The following is a 16,818-nucleotide window of genomic DNA, read 5'->3' on the forward strand; positions in this document are numbered from 1 at the left end:
GCGGTCCCACCGCCGGGGGAGACGACCAGCCGACCCACCATGGAGGCGACGCGATGCCCCGGCTCACCTGGCGACACCGGCTTGCCCGCAGGCTCTGCTTCACCCGACGCCCCGACGCAGCCCCACCCGAGATGCCCCACCCCCTCGGCCGGGCCGACGACCCTATCCTCAGCCCGAGCGGGAACCCGGGCGACCGGCGAGCCGCCGGCCACCACCCGACCCGGACCGGAACCCACCCGGGCGGAACACCCGCTATCCGCTCTGATGCCGGTCCGGCCGTACCGCCCGCTATCCGCCCTGACGCCGGTCCGGCCGCACCACCCACCGCCGGGTCGGCTCCGCCCGGGTGGGAGGACACCACGGTGTCGTTTCCGCGAGTGGGCCGGGTCGGTTGGCTCACGCTGGCCCAGGAGTGGCGGGCCAACCGGGGACGCCGATGAGCCCGGCGGTCACTCCGGGCGGATCACCCCGCCCCGGCGGACCACCTGACCCGGCCGGCCGGAGTGGGCCGCGCCAGGGGACACCGCGCCCGCACCTGCCGCTGCGCCCGCTCTGGCTGTGTCGGGTGTGCGCCGCGCCGTGGCCCTGCGGGACCGCCCGACTCACTCTCGTCTCCGAGTACGCCCACGACCGGGTCGCGCTCAACATCTACCTGTGCACCGTGCTGCACGACGCCGCCGCCGACCTTTACCGGCTCTATCCCGACACCGGCCCCGACCCGGCGACCCTCTTCGCCCGTTTCCTCGCCTGGGTTCCCCGCGCCCGCCCACCGACCGAGCCATGATCCACTCATGGGGGCCGATGTAGCGCTGTCGAATCCGCCTGACACCGCTACATCGGCCACAGGAGTCGACCAAGCAGAGGGCGGGGTCAGGCAGAGGGCGGGGTCAGGCAGGGCGGGGCGGGTCAGGGGTGGGTCATCCGGAGCAGGTCGAGGGCCTCGTCGAGCTGGGTCTCGGTGAGTTTGCCGGAGTCGACGTGCCCCCGGGAGATCACCACCTCGCGGATGCTGACCTGCTTCGCCAGCGCCTCCTTGGCGATCGAGGCGGCCTCGTCGTACCCGAGGTGGCGGTTGAGCGGGGTGACGATCGACGGCGACCCCTCCGCGTACGCCAGGCAGACCTCGGCGTCCGCGACCAGGCCGGCCACCAGGCGGTCGGCGAAGATCCGGCTGGACGCGGAGAGCAACTTGATCGATTCGAGCAGGTTGCGGCCCATCACCGGAAGCATCACGTTCAGCTCGAAGTCGCCCTGGCTGCCGGCGAACGCGACCGCCGCGTCGTTGCCGATCACCTGGGCGCAGACCTGCCGCACCGCCTCGGCGACCACCGGGTTCACCTTGCCCGGCATGATCGACGAGCCGGGCTGGAGGTCGGGGATGCGCAGCTCCCGCAGGCCCGCCCGGGGGCCGGAACCCATCCAGCGCACGTCGTTGGCGATCTTGTAGAGCCCGACCGCGACGGTACGCAACTGGCCGGACGTCTCGACCAACGCGTCCCGCGCCCCCTGCGCCTCGAAGTGGTTACGGGCCTCGGTCAACGGCAGCCCGGTCGAGGTGCGCAGCCTGTCGATCACCCTGCCGGCGAAACCCAGCGGGGTGTTGATGCCGGTGCCCACGGCGGTCCCGCCCAACGGCAGCTCGGCCAGCCGGGGCAGCGCCGACTCCAACCGCTCGACGCCGTAGCGGACCTGCGCGGCGTACCCGCCGAACTCCTGCCCCAGGGTGACCGGGGTGGCGTCCATCAGGTGGGTACGCCCCGCCTTGACCACCGTCTCGAACTCGGCCGCCTTCGCCTCCAACGCCTCCGCCAGGTGGCGCAGCGAGGGCAGCAGGTCCTCCACCACGAACTGGGTGGCGGCCAGGTGGATCGACGACGGGAAGACGTCGTTGCTGGACTGCGAGGCGTTCACGTCGTCGTTCGGGTGCACGTCCCGGCCCAGTTCCCGGGTGGCCAGGGTGGCGATCACCTCGTTGGTGTTCATGTTCGACGAGGTGCCCGAGCCGGTCTGGAACACGTCGATCGGGAACTGGTCGTCGTACCCGCCGTCGGCCACGTGCGCGGCGGCGGTGGCGATCGCCTCGGCGACGTCCGCGCCGATCACCCCCAGCTCACCGTTGACCAGGGCGGCGGCCCCCTTGATCTGGGCGAGTGCCTTGATCTGGGCCGGTTCGATGCCCCGGCCGGAGATCGGGAAGTTCTGCACCGCGCGCTGGGTCTGCGCCCGCCACAGCGCCTCGGCGGGCACCTCCACCTCGCCCATCGAGTCACGTTCGATCCGGTAGCCCGCTGCCTCTGGAGTCGTCACCCGTCCCATCCTGCCCCGCGATTCCCCTGCTCGCAGCGAGGCTCCGGAGAAACCAGCGGGCGCGCGGGCGGGGCGGGTGGGGGCGGGTGGGCAAGATCGCGCTCGGTCAGGGAAATAGTGGGGTCCCTCGCGGCCGGAGGCCACTCTTTCCAGGATCGAGCGCGATCTTCGGCCACATCCCGCAGCGCAGGATCGGGCGCGACTTCGGCCCACGTCCCTCAGCGGCGGCCCACGGTCAGCACCGGCTTGGTGACCTCGGCGAAGAAGTCGTCAGGGGTGCCATTGGTCCCACGGCGGTGGTGGGTGCGACATCACGGTCGGTCGGCCCGGGGTCGAGGGGTGCCGTCCGGCTGACCGGAAGAGCTGGACGCCGTGGTAGCCCACTCGCTGGCCAGGATGGCGTAGACGAGCTGGTCGGCCCACTCTCCTCGGAACAGATAGCTTCCGACGTGGTGCGCCTCCTGACGCATGCCGAGCCGGGCCATCAGACGAGCCGACGCAGCATTGCGACCGTGGCACCGGGCGTAGATCCGGTGCAGTCCGAACTCGGTGAACCCCCAGTCCAACAGCGCCGTGGCGGCCTCCGTAGCCAACCCGCGACCACCGTGGCCGGGATGGAAGACGTACCCGAGTTCAGCCGTGCGGTCGGTCCGGCTGCGCCAGACCAGTTCCACCGTGCCGACCACCCCGGCGTCGGTGACCACGGCCAACGTCAGGCAGTCCCCCTCGGCGCGGAGCGCGTCCTCGCCCGCCATGGCGATCACCGACGATCGCGATTCCTCGCGGGTACGCGGCCCGCTGAGCGTCCAGCGGAAGACCTCCGGTCGACGCTGCCAGGAGCACACGTCATCGAGATCGTCCAGCCTGACCGGACGCAGGGTGAGCCGCGCCGTACGAATCGGGTACGTCGGTCGAAACATCAAGCGATGTTAAGGCGTGTGCGTGGCGAACTGGCTCGTCAGCGGCGGCCTACGGTCAGCACCGGCTTGGTGACCTCGGCGAAGAAGTCGTTGCCCTTGTCGTCGACGACGATGAAGGCCGGGAAGTCCTCCACCTCGATCTTCCAGACCGCCTCCATGCCCAGCTCGGCGTACTCCAGCACCTCGACGTGCTTGATGCAGTCCTGGGCGAGCCGGGCCGCCGGGCCGCCGATCGAGCCGAGGTAGAACCCGCCGTGCTGCTGGCAGGAGCGGGTCACCTGGCCGGAGCGGTTGCCCTTGGCCAGCATCACCTGGGAGCCGCCGGCCGCCTGGAACTTCGCCACGTAGGCGTCCATCCGGCCGGCGGTGGTCGGGCCGAACGAGCCGGAGGCGTAGCCCTCGGGGGTCTTGGCCGGGCCGGCGTAGTAGACGGCGTGGTCGCGCAGATACTGCGGCATCGGCTCACCGGCGTCGAGCCGCTCGGCGATCTTGGCGTGGGCGATGTCCCGAGCCACCACCAGCGGGCCGGTCAGCGACAGCCGGGTCTTCACCGGGTACTTCGACAGCTCGGCCCGGATCTCGGCCATCGGGCGGTTGAGGTCGACGCGCACCACCTCGGAGGCGTCGAGGGTCTCGTCGGTGACGTCCGGCAGGAAACGCGCCGGGTCGGTCTCCAGACGCTCCAGCCACACCCCCGACGGGGTGATCTTGGCGACCGCCTGCCGGTCGGCCGAGCAGGACACCGCGATCGCCACCGGGCAGGACGCGCCGTGCCGGGGCAGCCGGACCACCCGCACGTCGTGGCAGAAGTACCGGCCGCCGAACTGCGCGCCGATGCCGAAGTTGCGGGTCAGCTCCAGCACCTCGGCCTCCAACTCCAGGTCCCGGAAGCCGTGCGCGCTCATCGAGCCGGAGGTGGGCAACGTGTCGAGGTACTTCGCCGAGGCGTACTTGGCGGTCTTGAGGGCGTACTCGGCGGAGGTGCCACCGATGACGACCGCGAGGTGGTACGGCGGGCAGGCCGAGGTGCCGATCAGCCGCAGCTTCTCCTCCAGGAACTGCATCATCCGCGTCGGATTCAACAGCGCCTTGGTCTCCTGGTAGAGGTAGGACTTGTTGGCCGAACCGCCGCCCTTGGCCATGAACAGGAACTTGTACGCGTCGGGGTGACCGTCCGGGTCCTCGGCGTACAGGTCGACCTGGGCGGGCAGGTTGCTGCCGGTGTTCCGTTCGTCCCACATGGTCAGCGGGGCGAGCTGCGAATACCGTAGATTCAGCCGCGTGTACGCCTGGTAGACCCCACGCGAGATCGCCTCGGCGTCGGAGCCGTCGGTGAGCACGTGCCGGCCCCGCTTGCCCATCACGATGGCGGTGCCGGTGTCCTGGCACATCGGCAGCACGCCACCGGCGGCGATGTTGGCGTTGCGCAGCAGGTCCAGCGCGACGAACCGGTCGTTCGGGGAGGCCGCCGGATCATCGATGATCGACCGGAGCTGGGCCAGGTGCGCCGGTCGCAGGTAGTGGGCGATGTCGTGCATCGCCTCGGCGGTCAGCGCGGTCAGCGCCGCCGGCTCCACGGTCAGGAAGCGGCGCCCCCCGGGCCCGTGGACGACGTCGACGCCCTCGTCGGTGACCAGGCGGTATTCGGTCTGATCCGGACCGGTCGGCAGCAAGGGGGCGTACGAGAACGCGGCGGCACTGCTCATGTCGGAAAAGCCTAGGGCAGACCGGTCGATCGGTGACACCCGCCGGGTGGGTCGTGGGACGCCGCTCTCACCCGTCGCCGTTGGCGCAGAGTTCCCGCTTCGGTCCGCAACTGTCCTCGACGTCGGGTACGCCACCGGTACGCCCCGGGCCGGGCCCGCCTTGACCGTCCGACCCGGCCGGTGGCGCGGCGGGTGGCGGCGCACCGGCACCCGCGCCGAACCGGACGTACCCGATCTCCCGCCCCTCGCCGACGACCATGCCGTTACGGCCGACCGCGAGCGCGTTGGCGCTGGTCCGCAACACCACCAGTTCCTTACCGGTACGCGGGTCCACGGCGACCAGCCGACTCGGCTTGTCGCCGGTCAGCACGGCCGCGTGCGGGGTGAGCGCCGCGCCCGCCTTCGCCCCGGCCGGCCGGGTCCAGCGGGCCTTGCCGGTGCCCAACTCCCGGGCGATGACCGAATCCTTGTCGGCGCTGCGCACCAGGGCGTACCGGTCGTCGACGGCGAGTAGCTTCTCCCCCTCGGCGTTCACCAGCAACACCCGGCCGTCATAGCCGTCGAGGACCGTCTCCCGCCCGTCGGGGCCCACCCCGATCAGCACGTTGCGGGCCCCCTGCGGGTCCTCCCGCTGCACACACCCGGCACTGTCGGCGGTGCGCAGGTTGAGCCCGGTGCGCCGCCACACCTCCTGCCCGGTGGCCGGGTCCCGGGCCGAGACGGCGTACTGGCAGCTGCCGTCGACCGACACTGCGGTGATCTTGAGCATCCGGCCGCCGACGACGGACAACCGCTCGTCGCGCCCCGGCTCGACGTTCTGCACCACCCGGCCGGTGGCGGTGTCCACCACGTGCACCCGGCCGTCCACCGGGAACCCGAGCAGCGGCGGCACCGCCTCCGGCCCGGCCACCCCCTCGTCGATCCGCAGCGCGGTGAACCGTCGGGTGCCGAGCAGGCCCGGGTTGTCGGCGAAGAGCCCGGTGCTGACCCCGGGCAGGAAGGCCGTCCACAGCGGGCTGTTACCGCGCGGGTCCCAGGCGCTCAGCGTGCAGTCGGTGGCGGCCACGCACCGGGCGTCCAGCAGCATGTTCCGGTACGTCCAGACGGCCACCGCGTCGCCGTCACGCCGACGTACCGCCCCGGTGGTGGGGTCGAGCAGCTCGTACCCCTTGACCAGGAGCTTGCCCACGGCGACGACGGCGTCGCGGTCGCCGCCGGCCACCGCCGACCAGTCCGCCTTGCGCTCCCACAGCGGGGCGCCGGTGGCGAGGCTGCGCACCTCGGTGCGGGTCCGTTGCTCGACGACGACGGTGTCGCCGACGATCGTGACGCTCTTCGGGGTGCCGCCGACCCGCTGCTGCCACAGCACGTCCGGTTCGGAGATCGGCTCGCTGCGGTCGACCCAGTCCCACACCCCGGGGAAGGGGTTCCACACTCCGGTGACGGCGAGCGCGATCACGATGACGAGCCCGAGCAGCAGCCCTCCCCGCACCCCGCCAAGGCCCTTCACACCGCACACCGTAGCGACGTTCACCTCCCCGCCCAGCCCCCGCGCCGGAGTGTCGCCCCGCTTTCTCCCCGGCACACCGGGTGCTCCCGGGCGCGGTGGCAACAAACCCGACAAACACCCCTGATGCCGGGCCGGGCCGGGCGGATCACCGGAGGATGCCGTGCCGGCTCCGCCCGGGGGAAGCGGCTACCGGCTCACTCCGGCAGATAGATCACGGGGAGTTCGTCGTGGCCGTAGCGGTCTTCACCGGTGAGGATCGAGGCGTCGTACGCGAAGCTCGCCATGACCGTGCTGGCGAGGTCTGCCCGACCGGTGTACGCCCGCCAGTAACTCAGCTCCTGCCAGGTACTCCCCTCGGTGGGCAGCACGACGCAGGCGTCGAGGGCGAGGAGACGGTGCAGGGCGGCGCGGTCCTTCGGGTCGTCGATGACGGCCAGGGCTTCGGCAGCGACGACAGCGGTGACCCCGAAGCGGTTGCGGTCCTCGATGACCTCGTGCAGTGGCTCGGCGACGTGCACCGAGCCGGCGACGTAGGCGAGCAGCGCCGACCGGTCGAGCAGGAGTCGTACCGGCCGGTCCTCGTCCCCGGTCACGCGACCGACTGCCGGCTGCCGCCTGCCGTCTCGTCGAGCAGGTGTTGGCGTACCCGGTCACGGACGGCCAGTCGCCGCTCACTCGGCCAGGCCGCGTCGACGGCAGCCCGCCGGGCGCGGGCCTCGGCCACCCCCTGCTCGGTGACCTCGATGCCCTGGTGTGCCAACTCGGCGGCCAACGCGTCCAACCGCATCCGGTCCCGGACCGCCTGCGTGACATACGCCGAGGCGTTGGGTTCCTGCTCCAGGCGTTCCGCGACGTCGGGCGGCACGGAGATCGACAGCTTCCTCACCTGACCGGTCATACCGAAACGATACCCGGGTGGCACCGTGCGGATGCACGACTCGCCGCCGGCTGGTCAGGAGCCGGCGGCGGACCGCAACAACGGCAGCGTGCGGTACGGGATCTGCTCGGCGAGCGCGATGATCGTGGAGGCCCGGCGGATCGCCTCGGACGAGACGATCTGGTCGATCACCCGTTGCAGGTCGGTGTTGGAGCGGGCCACGATCCGGCAGAGCAGGTCGCTCGCCCCGGTGATGGTGTGCGCCTCCAGCACCTCGGGGATCGCCGCCAGGTGCGCGGTGACCGTGTCGTGGCCGTGCCGCTGGCTGATCTCCAGCGTGACGAAACTGGTCACCGCGAACCCGATCGCCGCCGGGCGGATCTCCGGCCCGAACCCGCCGATCACCCCCCGGTCGACCAGCTTGTCCAGCCGGGCCTGCACGGTGCCCCGGGCCACCCCGAGCCGACGGGAGCACTCCAGCACCCCGATCCGGGGCTCGTCGGCGAGGAGCTGGACCAGCCTGCCGTCCAACGCGTCGAGCTGTACACCCTGACCAGCGTTCATGGCTGGACACCCTACCGATTGCGCAACCTGACCAGGGTAAAACGTGAGTGTTGCCCAGTGGACGGGCCCACCGCGATGCTGCCTGCAAGAGCTGACGGACCACCGGCCCACGACGCCGGCCGCAACCGAGGGAGGCCACCGTGACCCAGGCGATCGACCGACCCCAGTCGACCGAGGACATCGACGTCGACACGCTCGTCGGCGCAGTCGACCACGACATCACCCGTGACCCGTTCCCGGTCAAGGGCCTCGACCACGTGCACTTCCTGGTCGGCAACGCCAAGCAGGCCGCGCACTACTACTCCACCGCGTTCGGCATGACCTGCGTGGCCTACCGGGGGCCGGAGCAGGGCTACCGCGACCACGCCGAGTACGTGCTGACCAGCGGCTCGGCCCGGTTCGTGTTGACCGGCGCGGTGCGCCCCGACGCGGCCGGTGCCGAGCACGTCGCGAAGCACTCCGACGGGGTCAGTGACATCGCGCTGGAGGTGCCGGACGTCGACGCCGCGTACGCCCACGCGCTGACCCAGGGCGCCACCGGCCTGGTCGAGCCGCACGACGTGACCGACGCGTACGGCACCGTCCGGCTCGCCACCATCGCCGCGTACGGCGACACCCGGCACAGCCTGGTCGACAGGTCCCGCTACACCGGCCCGTTCCTGCCCGGCTTCGTGGCCCGGGGCCCGATCGTCGACCGGCAGCCGATGATCGCCGCCGGCCTCCAGCCGAAGCGCTTCTTCCAGGCCGTCGACCACGTGGTCGGCAACGTGGAGCTGGGCCGGATGGACGAGTGGGTGGAGTTCTACAAGCGGGTGATGGGCTTCTCCAACATGGCGGAGTTCATCGGCGACGACATCGCCACCGACTACTCGGCGCTGATGAGCAAGGTCGTCGCCAGCGGCACCCGGAAGGTCAAGTTCCCGCTCAACGAGCCGGCGGTGGCCCGCAAGAAGTCGCAGATCGACGAGTACCTGGAGTTCTACCAGGGCCCCGGCGCGCAGCACATCGCGGTCGCCACCAACGACATCCTGGCCAGCGTCGACGCGATGCGGGCGGCCGGCGTCGAGTTCCTCGACACCCCCGACTCGTACTACGACGACCCGGAGCTGCGGGCCCGGATCGGCAACGTGCGGGTGCCGATCGAGCAGCTGAAGTCCCGCAAGATCCTGGTCGACCGGGACGAGGACGGCTACCTGCTCCAGATCTTCACCAAGCCCGTGCAGGACCGCCCGACGGTCTTCTTCGAGCTGATCGAGCGGCACGGCTCGCTCGGTTTCGGCAAGGGCAACTTCAAGGCGCTGTTCGAAGCCATCGAGCGCGAGCAGGAAGCGCGCGGCAATTTGTAACACTGTCTCGCGTGACGCAACCTCCGAGCTACCCGACACCGCCGGCCGGTGGGCCTGGGCCCGCCGCCGGCGGCTTCGCCCCGCCCGCCGGCCCACACCCGCAGGGGTACGCCGTGCCGCCGCAACCCGGCCCCTACGCCGCCCGCCCCGGCGGGTATCCGCAGCCCGGCCCGTACGCCGGGATGCCCGGTTACCCGCCGCCGGGACCCGGCACGCCGCCGCCCGGTTTCCCCGGGATGTCGCCGCGTGGGCTGCCGCTGGCCAGCTTCGGTGACCGGCTGCTCGCCCTGCTGATCGACGGGCTGGTGCTCGGGGCGGCCAGCATGGTCTTCATCGTGCCGGCCTTCATCGTCTTCTTCCGGATGGTCCTGCCCGACCTGACCACCACGGCAGACGGCACGCCGACCTCCGACCCGTTCACCAACTTCCTGATTCCGATGCTGGTGTTGCAGGGCGTGATCTTCGTGGTGGCGTTCGCCATGAGCTACGTCTACCAGGTCGAGATGATGTTCAAGACCGGGCAGACCATCGGCAAGCGGGTGATGAAGATCCAGGTGGTGCCACTCGACCCGGCCGCCACGCTGACCCGTACGGCCGCGGCCAAGCGGTGGGCCGCCTACCAGATCGGCGGGGCGATCATTCCCTTCTTCAGCTACCTCGACGGGCTGTGGCAGCTCTGGGACAAGCCGTGGCAGCAGTGCCTCCACGACAAGTTCGCCGGCACCATCGTCGTTAAGGTTGCCGGGTGAGCGAGCAGAGCGACCGTACCGGACAGCGCAGGGCGAAACCGTGAGCGTGCAGCCAGGGTGGTACGTCGACCCGGCCGAGCCGACCACCCGACGGTGGTGGGACGGTGAGGGCTGGATCGGTGCCCCGATCCCGGTCGACGCCACCCCGCCGGACGGCCCGCCACCGCCCGAGCCGGAGCCCGCCGCCGAGCCGCCCGCCCCGACCTCCCCCGCCGACGCCCCGCCGACGGCCGGCCGGCACCCGTCGGCCCCGGCCGCTCCCGGCACCCCACCGGGCACCCCCGGCCCGCCCTGGACCGGGCAACCCACCGCCGGCCAACCCTGGACCGGGCAACCGGGAGCGGGCCAGCCCGGACACCCGTGGGCCGGGCAGCCGGGGAGTCACGGGGCCGGGCAGCCGGAGGGTCACGGGGCCGGGCAGCCCGGCGGGCCGCCGCCCGGCTGGCCGTACCCGACCTGGCCGGGGCGTCCGCCGGAGCCACGCCCGCACGGTGTGCCGCTGGCCGGCTACGGTGCCCGGCTGCTCGCCCGGCTGATCGACTTCGGGGTCGTCTTCGGGCTCAACGCGGTGGTCAACGGCTGGTTCGTCTGGCGGTACTTCGAGGAGACCGCGCCCTACCTGCGGGAGGCGGTCCGGCGGGCGATGGCCGGCGACTCCTCCCGGGACGGGCTGCCCGCCATCGGTGAGCAGGCCGGCGGCCTCCAGATCGCCATCCTGGTCATCGCGACCGCGCTCTGGTTCGCCTACGAGGTGCCGACGATGGCCTCCGGTGGGCAGACCCTGGGCAAGCGGCTGCTGCGCATCCGGGCCGTGCCGGTCGACGCCGACCAGCCGCTCGGCTTCGGTCGGGCCACCCGGCGGTGGAGCACCATGGGCATGCCCACCCTGCTCTGGTTCTGCTGCGGCTTCGGTCTGCTGCTCCAGTTCGTCGACGCGGTATCCGCGCTGTTCGACCACCCGCTGCGTCAGGCGCTGCACGACAAGCGGGCCCAGACCGTCGTGGTGCAGGTGCCGCGCGCCGACCACCCCGACACCCCCACCGACGACACCGCCACCGACCGCACCGACCCCGAGCCCCCGGGAGACACCCCATGACCGACACCGGACGTCACCAGCCCCCGCTGCGGCTGACCCGCGCCGACCTGGACGCCCTGCCGACCTACGTCCCCGGGCGCAGCCCCGCCGACCTGGCCCGCGAGCTGGGGCTGGCCGAGGCGATCAAACTCGCCAGCAACGAGGTGCCGTACGGGCCGCTGCCCGGGGTGGTCGAGGCGGTCACCGAGGCGGTCACCGGTTCGCACCGCTACCCGGACATGGGCGTGGTGGCGCTACGCACCGCACTCGCCGAGCGGTACGGCGTGGACCCCGACCGGATCGCCACCGGCTGCGGGTCGGTGGCGCTGGCCGAGCACCTGGTCCGGGCCACCTGCCTGCCCGGTGACGAACTGCTCTACTCGTGGCGCTCGTTCGAGGCGTACCCGATCATCGCGGCGACCAGCGGCGCGAGCAGCGTGCGGGTGCCCAATGACGCCGGCCACGGGCACGACCTGGCGGCGATGGCCGCGGCGGTGACCGACCGGACCCGGATGGTGCTGGTCTGCAACCCGAACAACCCCACCGGTACGGCGGTGCGCAAGCCGGAGCTGGACCGGTTCCTCGACGCCGTGGGCGACGACGTGCTGGTCGTCATCGACGAGGCGTACCGGGAGTTCGTCACCGACCCGGCGGTGCCGGACGGCCTCACCTACCTGGACCGGCCCAACGTGGTGGTGCTGCGCACCCTGTCCAAGGCGTGGGGGCTGGCCGGACTGCGGATCGGGTGGTTGGTCGGCGCCCCCGAGGTGGCCGCCGCCGTGCGCAAGGTGGTCACCCCGTTCTCCACCAGCACCGCCGCCCAGGCGGGCGCACTGGCCGCGCTGGCCCAGGCCGACGAGGTCGAACGACGCTGCGCGCTGGTCGTCACCGAGCGGGACCGGGTCACCGAGGCGCTGCGCAAGTTCGTCCCCGACGTGCCGTCCAGCCAGGCCAACTTCGTCTGGTTGCCGCTGGGTGAGCGGGCCGTGGCGTTCGGCCGGGCATGCGAGGCCCGTGGCGTGATCGTCCGGCCGTTCGCCGGGGACGGGGTGCGGGTCACCATCGGCACCCCGGCCGAGAACGACGCCTTCCTGGCCGCCGCGGAGGCCGCCCTGTCCTGAGTTCGCCGGGGCGCGGCGCGGGGCGGTCCCGCCGGGCCTCGCAGTCAGGTCAGGGCCCGCCGGGGCCGGGGTCAGGTCGCGGCGAGCACCACCGGCTCGGCCGTCAGGAAGTACGCCTGGTCGTCGTCGTCCGGGTCGGCGCGCTCCCGCAGCCGCTCCACCGCGACGTAGCCGCCGGCCGCGTACGCCCGGCCGGGTTTCCAGCCGATGCCGTCCCGGCCGGGGGTCATCGGGAACCGGGAACGCTGGGCGCCGGTGACCGGGTCGAGGGTGACCAGTTCCCGGCGTTCGGTCAGCACGTAGAGCCGACCGGCCTCGGTGGCGAGGACGGTCACCGGGCCCAGGTCACCACGCTGCCAGCGGCCCTTGCCGCTGCGCGCCTCCCAGCCCTTGAGCACCCCGCCGTCGTCGCCGACGGCCAGCTCACCGACCAGGGTGGTGCCGGCGGCGTCCAGGGCGGGGGCGGCCATCGGCGCACCCGGGCCGACCTGCCAGCCCCGACCGCCGGAGCCGCCGTCGGTGCGCAGTGCCCGACACTGCGACCGGGGGGTGAGGCAGCCGACCGGGGTGACGGTGAACCGGTCGGGGGCGTCCGGCGGTCGCCAGCGGGTGGTGACCGTGCCGGTGGACACGTCCCGGAACTCGACCGTCGTCGGGCCGGCGCAGGAGTCGACGGAGAAGACCTGCCCGGCGGCGGTGGTGCCCAGGTCGGTGCGGCAGTCCCGGTCGCCGTCGACCCGCCAGAGCACGCGCCCGTCGGCGAGGTCGTAGCCGCGCAGGCCACCGACCCCGGAGACCACCAGGACCGTCCGGCCGGCCGGGGCGGGGGCGACGGAGATGCCGCGCGGGTCCCAGACGGTGGCCGCCCCGGTGCGCCGGGCGGGTGGGGTGTCGGCCGGCGTCGGCCCGTCGGCCCGCCAGGCGACCCGGCCGGTCAACGCGTCCAGGGCCACCAGCTGCCCGTCCGACCAGTGGCTGAGCACCGTCGTGCCGGCCGCCAGCATCCCGTCGAGGGTGGCCGGCCAGCGGCGGTACGACCAGAACGGGGTGACCCGGTTGCGGCCGTCGGCCGGCTGGTCGGCGTAGAGCTGACGCTCGGCGGCGTAGACCCGCAGCCGTCCCGCCACCACCAGCGGCGCGGCCGGCAGCCGACCCACCACCCCGATCGCGGGGGTGCCGGCGGGCGGCGGTGCGCCCCGGGCGGGCGTGACGACCTCGGCGGGGGCGAGTACCCGGTAGCCGATGCCGGCGACCGCCGCGAGGGTGAGCAGCGTGGTGGCCGCGACCACGAGTCGCCGCCGTCCCTTCGGGAATCCCATGCCCACCTCCGCCCGGCACCCTACCCAGGCGTCCCCCCTCGGGACCGGTCAGGTCGCGTCGCGTCGCGCGAAGGATTCCGCCGACCGGCTCCGGTGCGGCACCACCCGCCCCCGGCCTGCGGACGGCGCGGGACGCGCCACGCGGGGCGGGCCGGAGCGGGGTCAGGCGGCGGTGGCCCGGCCGGTGCTGTGCACGGTGGCGGCCAGTGCGGTCAGGTCACGCCGGATCGCGCCCTCCACGGTGCGGGCCGCCAGACCGCCGAAGAGCAACGCCATCATCCGACCGTACGGGGCGGTCGGCACCGCCCGGTGCTCGACGGTGACGGCGGTGCATGCGCGGCGACGGCGCTGGACGGCGCGCAGGGTCCAGGTAATCCGGTAGTCCACCCCGATGCCGGGGGAGCTGAGCACCAGCCGGTGCGGTGGCTCGGCGGCCAGCACGAGGAACTCCTCCGCCTGGTCGCCGCCGTCCGGCCGGGTGCGGGTCTCCCGCCACGCGGTCCCCGGGCCGAACGGGCCCGGGGTGAGCGGCTCGACGGCGCTGACCGTGCAGAGCCAGTCGACGCGGACCGGCAGGTCGCTCAGGAGCGCCCACACGTCGACGACCGGCGCCTCAATGAAATCGGTGACCGCAACCGTCGACATGACACCTCCCGTGTCGTCCACCGTACGGCGGGTGAGCGGCCAACGGGGGGCCGGACGGTGAAATTTCCGTCACCGGTGCCCCGGCGGGGCACCGGTGACGGGTCGGTCAGGGCCGCAACAGCCCCGCCCGGACGGCGTCGACGAACGCCGTCCAGCCCGGGGGGCCGATGACCAGGGCCGGGCCCGACGGGTCCTTGGAGTCGCGTACCCCGACCACTGCTCGGGTACGGACGAGATTGTCCGCCACCTCCACGCAGAGCCCCTGGTCGTTCGAGCGGCTGCTGGTGCGCCACACTGCGCCGACGAGATCGTTCATGCTCCTACCTCCTGTCCGCTGGGACGTTTCACGCCGACGCACCCGCGCCGCCGCCGGGGGCGGGCGGCGCGGGGTGTGCCGACGGAATCCGGTGGAACAAACGCGGCAGGAGACGCCGAAGATCGGACAGCCGGTGCGACCGGCGCGACCCGGTGCCGGGCGGCCGGTCGGTGCCCGGCGGTCCCGACCCGGACCGGGGCTCAGTGGGCGGGCAGGATCTGCCCGGTGACCTCGCCGAGGGCGATGGTGGTGCCGTCCGGCCCGGGGGCGGTGGCCCGCAGGGTGACGGTGTCGCCGTCGGCGAGGAAGGTGCGGGTCTCCCCGCCGACGCTGACCGGTTCGGCCCCACCCCAGGTCAGTTCCAGGAACGAGCCGACCTGCCCGCGCCGGGGGCCGGAGACGGTGCCCGAGGCGTACAGGTCGCCGGTCCGCAGGGACGCGCCGTTGACGGTCAGGTGGGCCAACTGCTGGGCGGGCGTCCAGTACATCCCGGCGAACGGTGGCTCGGTGACCCGCTCGCCGTTCCACTCGACCGCGAGTCGCAGGTCGAGGCCCAGGTGCGGGGTCTGCCGCAGGTAGTCCTGCACCGGCGGGTCCTGCTGCGGTGCGGGCACGAACGCGTCGGCCAGGGCGTCCAGCGGGGTCACCCAGGCGGAGACGGAGGTGGCGAAGGACTTGCCGAGGAACGGCCCGAGCGGCTGGTACTCCCACGCCTGGATGTCCCGGGCCGACCAGTCGTTGACCAGCACCACCCCGAAGACGTGCTCGGCGAAGTCGCCGGTGGGCACCCGGTCACCGAGCGCGCTCGGTACGCCGACCACGAAGCCCACCTCGGCCTCGATGTCGAGGCGTACCGACGGGCCGACGGTGGGGCCCTCGCCGGTGGCGCGCTGCCCCGACGGGCGGACGACCGGGGTGCCGGAGACCACCACCGTGCCGGCCCGGCCGTGGTAGCCGATCGGCAGGTGTTTCCAGTTCGGCAGCAGCGGCGGCTGGCCGGGGCGGAAGATCTGCCCGACGTTGCCGGCGTGGTGCTCCGAGGAGTAGAAGTCGACGTAGTCGGCCACCTCGAACGGCAACAGCAGCTCGACGGCGTCCAGCGGCACCAGCAGCGGCTCGACGGCCGGCCGGTGCGCCGGGTCGGTGAGCAGTTCGACGAGGCGCTGCCGGACCGAGGTCCACTGCGGGCGGCCGAGCGCCATGAAGGCGTTGAGGGTGGGCCGGCGCAACGCCCCGGCGGCGAGGACCAGCCCGGCGTCCTCCGCCGCCGCCAGGTCGAACACCACGTCGGCGACGCGTACGCCGATCCTGGGCGGCTGCCCGTCGTGCCGGAACACCCCGTACGGCAGGTTGGTCACGCCGTACGGCGAGCCGTCCGCGCCCGTCACCCAGCTCATCGGTCGAATCCCCCGTTCACCAGCCCCAGCCGGATCAGATCGGTCAGTGGTTCCCGGACGCTGCACGAGCCGAACCCGACCCACAGCGGGCGGTCGGCGTCACGGGCCGCGCGGGCCGGCTCGACCAGCCGCACCGCGTCGGTGTCGGCGAGCAGCGCGGCGACGACGTCCACCTCGGCGTCGGCAGCGGCGGCGAGGGTGGCGGCCAGCACGTTACCGAAGCCGTGGTGGGTGAAGCCGGTCTCCGGGTCGAGGTGGCGCACCGCGTGGTGCAGCCCGGCGGTCAGCTTGAACGGCAGGTCCCGGTCCCGGCAGGCGCAGATCACCGCGGCCAGTTCGACGGGGGTGGGGAAGAGTTCGGCGGCCAACCCACCGGTGCGGAACTTCGCGGCGATCGGCACGCCGGCCGCGCGGGCCTCGGCGAGGGTGTCCAGCGCGGCGCTGAGGCCGAAGGTCAGCGGCAGCTCGGCGTACCAGGCGACGGCCGGCCCTTCGGAGCGGGCCGGCTCCCGGTCGGGGTGGTCCCCGGCGATCCGGAGTAGCTCGGTCACGCCGGGCTGCGGGTCCTCGCCACGTCGGGCGACCGCCACCTCGACCTGCCGGACCACGAGGCCACCGGCGGCGAGGCGGGTCAGCGCGGCGGGCAGCCTGGCGATTCCGGTGTCACCGATCAGCCCGACCTCGAAGCCCGCGGCCTGGTCGGTCTGGCCGGTCAGGTCGGTCAGCGTGTCGGCGGCGGAGGCGGGCACCAGCAGCGGGCCGACCAGGTCGGCGTACCAGGAGGCGCGGTGCTCGTGGTGTGCGGTGACCGCGTCGGGCAGCGACGCGCTGCCGGGCGGGAAGACGGCGGCGTCGTCGACGAGTCCGGCGAGGAGGCGGGGGACCTGCGTTGACACGAGACAAGAATCTACGGGACGCTGTCAAGGAGCGGACAGCAACGTCCGGTTATCGGACGCCGCCGGCCGA

Annotated in this window: 17 protein-coding genes; 5 read left to right on the forward strand and 12 right to left on the reverse strand. The window is 73.0% G+C overall.

From position 1 onward, the window contains the following. The first annotated feature begins 535 nt into the window (after window positions 1-535). Window positions 536-784: a hypothetical protein gene (locus tag AB0B63_RS21145; RefSeq protein WP_208567928.1), complete on the forward strand. Its 249-nt coding sequence runs from the start codon at window positions 536-538 to the stop codon at window positions 782-784. Between the two features lie 122 nt (window positions 785-906). On the opposite strand, the gene AB0B63_RS21150 is transcribed toward AB0B63_RS21145, so the two are convergent. The 7 genes from AB0B63_RS21150 to AB0B63_RS21180 all read right to left on the reverse strand — a co-directional run bounded on the left by AB0B63_RS21150 (window position 907) and on the right by AB0B63_RS21180 (window position 7,884). Beyond that, the gene (locus tag AB0B63_RS21150) at window positions 907-2,316 is read right to left on the reverse strand and encodes a class II fumarate hydratase (RefSeq protein ID WP_208567797.1); all 1,410 of its coding nucleotides are present in this window, start codon (window positions 2,314-2,316) and stop codon (window positions 907-909) included. Window positions 2,317-2,618: 302 nt separating this feature from the next. Further along, a complete protein-coding gene (locus tag AB0B63_RS21155) occupies window positions 2,619-3,227 on the reverse strand; it encodes a GNAT family N-acetyltransferase (protein WP_357021257.1) in 609 nt (202 codons plus the stop codon). A gap of 38 nt (window positions 3,228-3,265) precedes the next feature. Further along, window positions 3,266-4,933, reverse strand: a complete 1,668-nt coding sequence (locus AB0B63_RS21160) for a fumarate hydratase (protein WP_357021260.1) — start codon at window positions 4,931-4,933, stop codon at window positions 3,266-3,268. 67 nt (window positions 4,934-5,000) lie between these two features. After that, on the reverse strand, window positions 5,001-6,413 hold the full coding sequence (locus tag AB0B63_RS21165) for a PQQ-binding-like beta-propeller repeat protein (protein WP_357021476.1): 1,413 nt from the start codon (window positions 6,411-6,413) through the stop codon (window positions 5,001-5,003). A 224-nt stretch (window positions 6,414-6,637) separates the two neighbouring features. Then, window positions 6,638-7,036 carry a hypothetical protein gene (locus AB0B63_RS21170; RefSeq protein ID WP_357021263.1) on the reverse strand — a complete coding sequence of 133 codons (399 nt, stop codon included), beginning with the start codon at window positions 7,034-7,036 and terminating at the stop codon, window positions 6,638-6,640. Then, window positions 7,033-7,341 carry a hypothetical protein gene (locus AB0B63_RS21175; RefSeq protein ID WP_208567793.1) on the reverse strand — a complete coding sequence of 103 codons (309 nt, stop codon included), beginning with the start codon at window positions 7,339-7,341 and terminating at the stop codon, window positions 7,033-7,035. Before AB0B63_RS21175 ends, AB0B63_RS21170 begins: the two co-directional genes overlap by 4 nt. Before the next feature lie 54 nt (window positions 7,342-7,395). After that, window positions 7,396-7,884, reverse strand: a complete 489-nt coding sequence (locus tag AB0B63_RS21180) for an Lrp/AsnC family transcriptional regulator (protein ID WP_208567792.1) — start codon at window positions 7,882-7,884, stop codon at window positions 7,396-7,398. Between the two features lie 140 nt (window positions 7,885-8,024). On the opposite strand from AB0B63_RS21180, the gene hppD reads away from it, so the two are divergent. Genes hppD through hisC form a run of 4 tightly spaced genes read left to right on the forward strand, consistent with a single transcriptional unit; the run spans window position 8,025 to window position 12,175 of the window. Continuing rightward, complete coding sequence (gene hppD, locus AB0B63_RS21185; RefSeq protein WP_219465033.1) at window positions 8,025-9,230, forward strand: 4-hydroxyphenylpyruvate dioxygenase; 1,206 nt, start codon at window positions 8,025-8,027, stop codon at window positions 9,228-9,230. An 11-nt stretch (window positions 9,231-9,241) separates the two neighbouring features. Beyond that, complete coding sequence (locus tag AB0B63_RS21190; RefSeq protein WP_357021268.1) at window positions 9,242-9,979, forward strand: RDD family protein; 738 nt, start codon at window positions 9,242-9,244, stop codon at window positions 9,977-9,979. Window positions 9,980-10,019: 40 nt separating this feature from the next. Continuing rightward, complete coding sequence (locus tag AB0B63_RS21195) at window positions 10,020-11,075, forward strand: RDD family protein (protein ID WP_357021271.1); 1,056 nt, start codon at window positions 10,020-10,022, stop codon at window positions 11,073-11,075. Further along, entirely contained in the window at window positions 11,072-12,175 is a 1,104-nt protein-coding gene (hisC, locus tag AB0B63_RS21200) for a histidinol-phosphate transaminase (RefSeq protein WP_208567788.1), read from the forward strand. Before AB0B63_RS21195 ends, hisC begins: the two co-directional genes overlap by 4 nt. Window positions 12,176-12,246: 71 nt before the next feature. Here hisC and AB0B63_RS21205 read toward each other — a convergent pair whose 3' ends face one another. The 5 genes from AB0B63_RS21205 to AB0B63_RS21225 all read right to left on the reverse strand — a co-directional run bounded on the left by AB0B63_RS21205 (window position 12,247) and on the right by AB0B63_RS21225 (window position 16,748). Continuing rightward, on the reverse strand, window positions 12,247-13,494 hold the full coding sequence (locus AB0B63_RS21205; protein ID WP_357021275.1) for a PQQ-binding-like beta-propeller repeat protein: 1,248 nt from the start codon (window positions 13,492-13,494) through the stop codon (window positions 12,247-12,249). Between the two features lie 162 nt (window positions 13,495-13,656). Beyond that, the gene (locus AB0B63_RS21210; protein ID WP_357021279.1) at window positions 13,657-14,139 is read right to left on the reverse strand and encodes an SRPBCC family protein; all 483 of its coding nucleotides are present in this window, start codon (window positions 14,137-14,139) and stop codon (window positions 13,657-13,659) included. Window positions 14,140-14,245: 106 nt separating this feature from the next. Beyond that, entirely contained in the window at window positions 14,246-14,455 is a 210-nt protein-coding gene (locus AB0B63_RS21215) for a DUF397 domain-containing protein (RefSeq protein WP_208567785.1), read from the reverse strand. 200 nt (window positions 14,456-14,655) lie between these two features. Beyond that, on the reverse strand, window positions 14,656-15,852 hold the full coding sequence (gene fahA / locus AB0B63_RS21220) for a fumarylacetoacetase (protein ID WP_357021282.1): 1,197 nt from the start codon (window positions 15,850-15,852) through the stop codon (window positions 14,656-14,658). Beyond that, on the reverse strand, window positions 15,849-16,748 hold the full coding sequence (locus AB0B63_RS21225) for a hypothetical protein (protein WP_357021285.1): 900 nt from the start codon (window positions 16,746-16,748) through the stop codon (window positions 15,849-15,851). Before AB0B63_RS21225 ends, fahA begins: the two co-directional genes overlap by 4 nt. Window positions 16,749-16,818 lie beyond the last annotated feature (70 nt).

The sequence above is a fragment of the Micromonospora sp. NPDC049081 genome (genome assembly GCF_040648835.1).
In the GTDB taxonomy this organism is placed as follows: domain Bacteria; phylum Actinomycetota; class Actinomycetes; order Mycobacteriales; family Micromonosporaceae; genus Micromonospora; species Micromonospora antibiotica.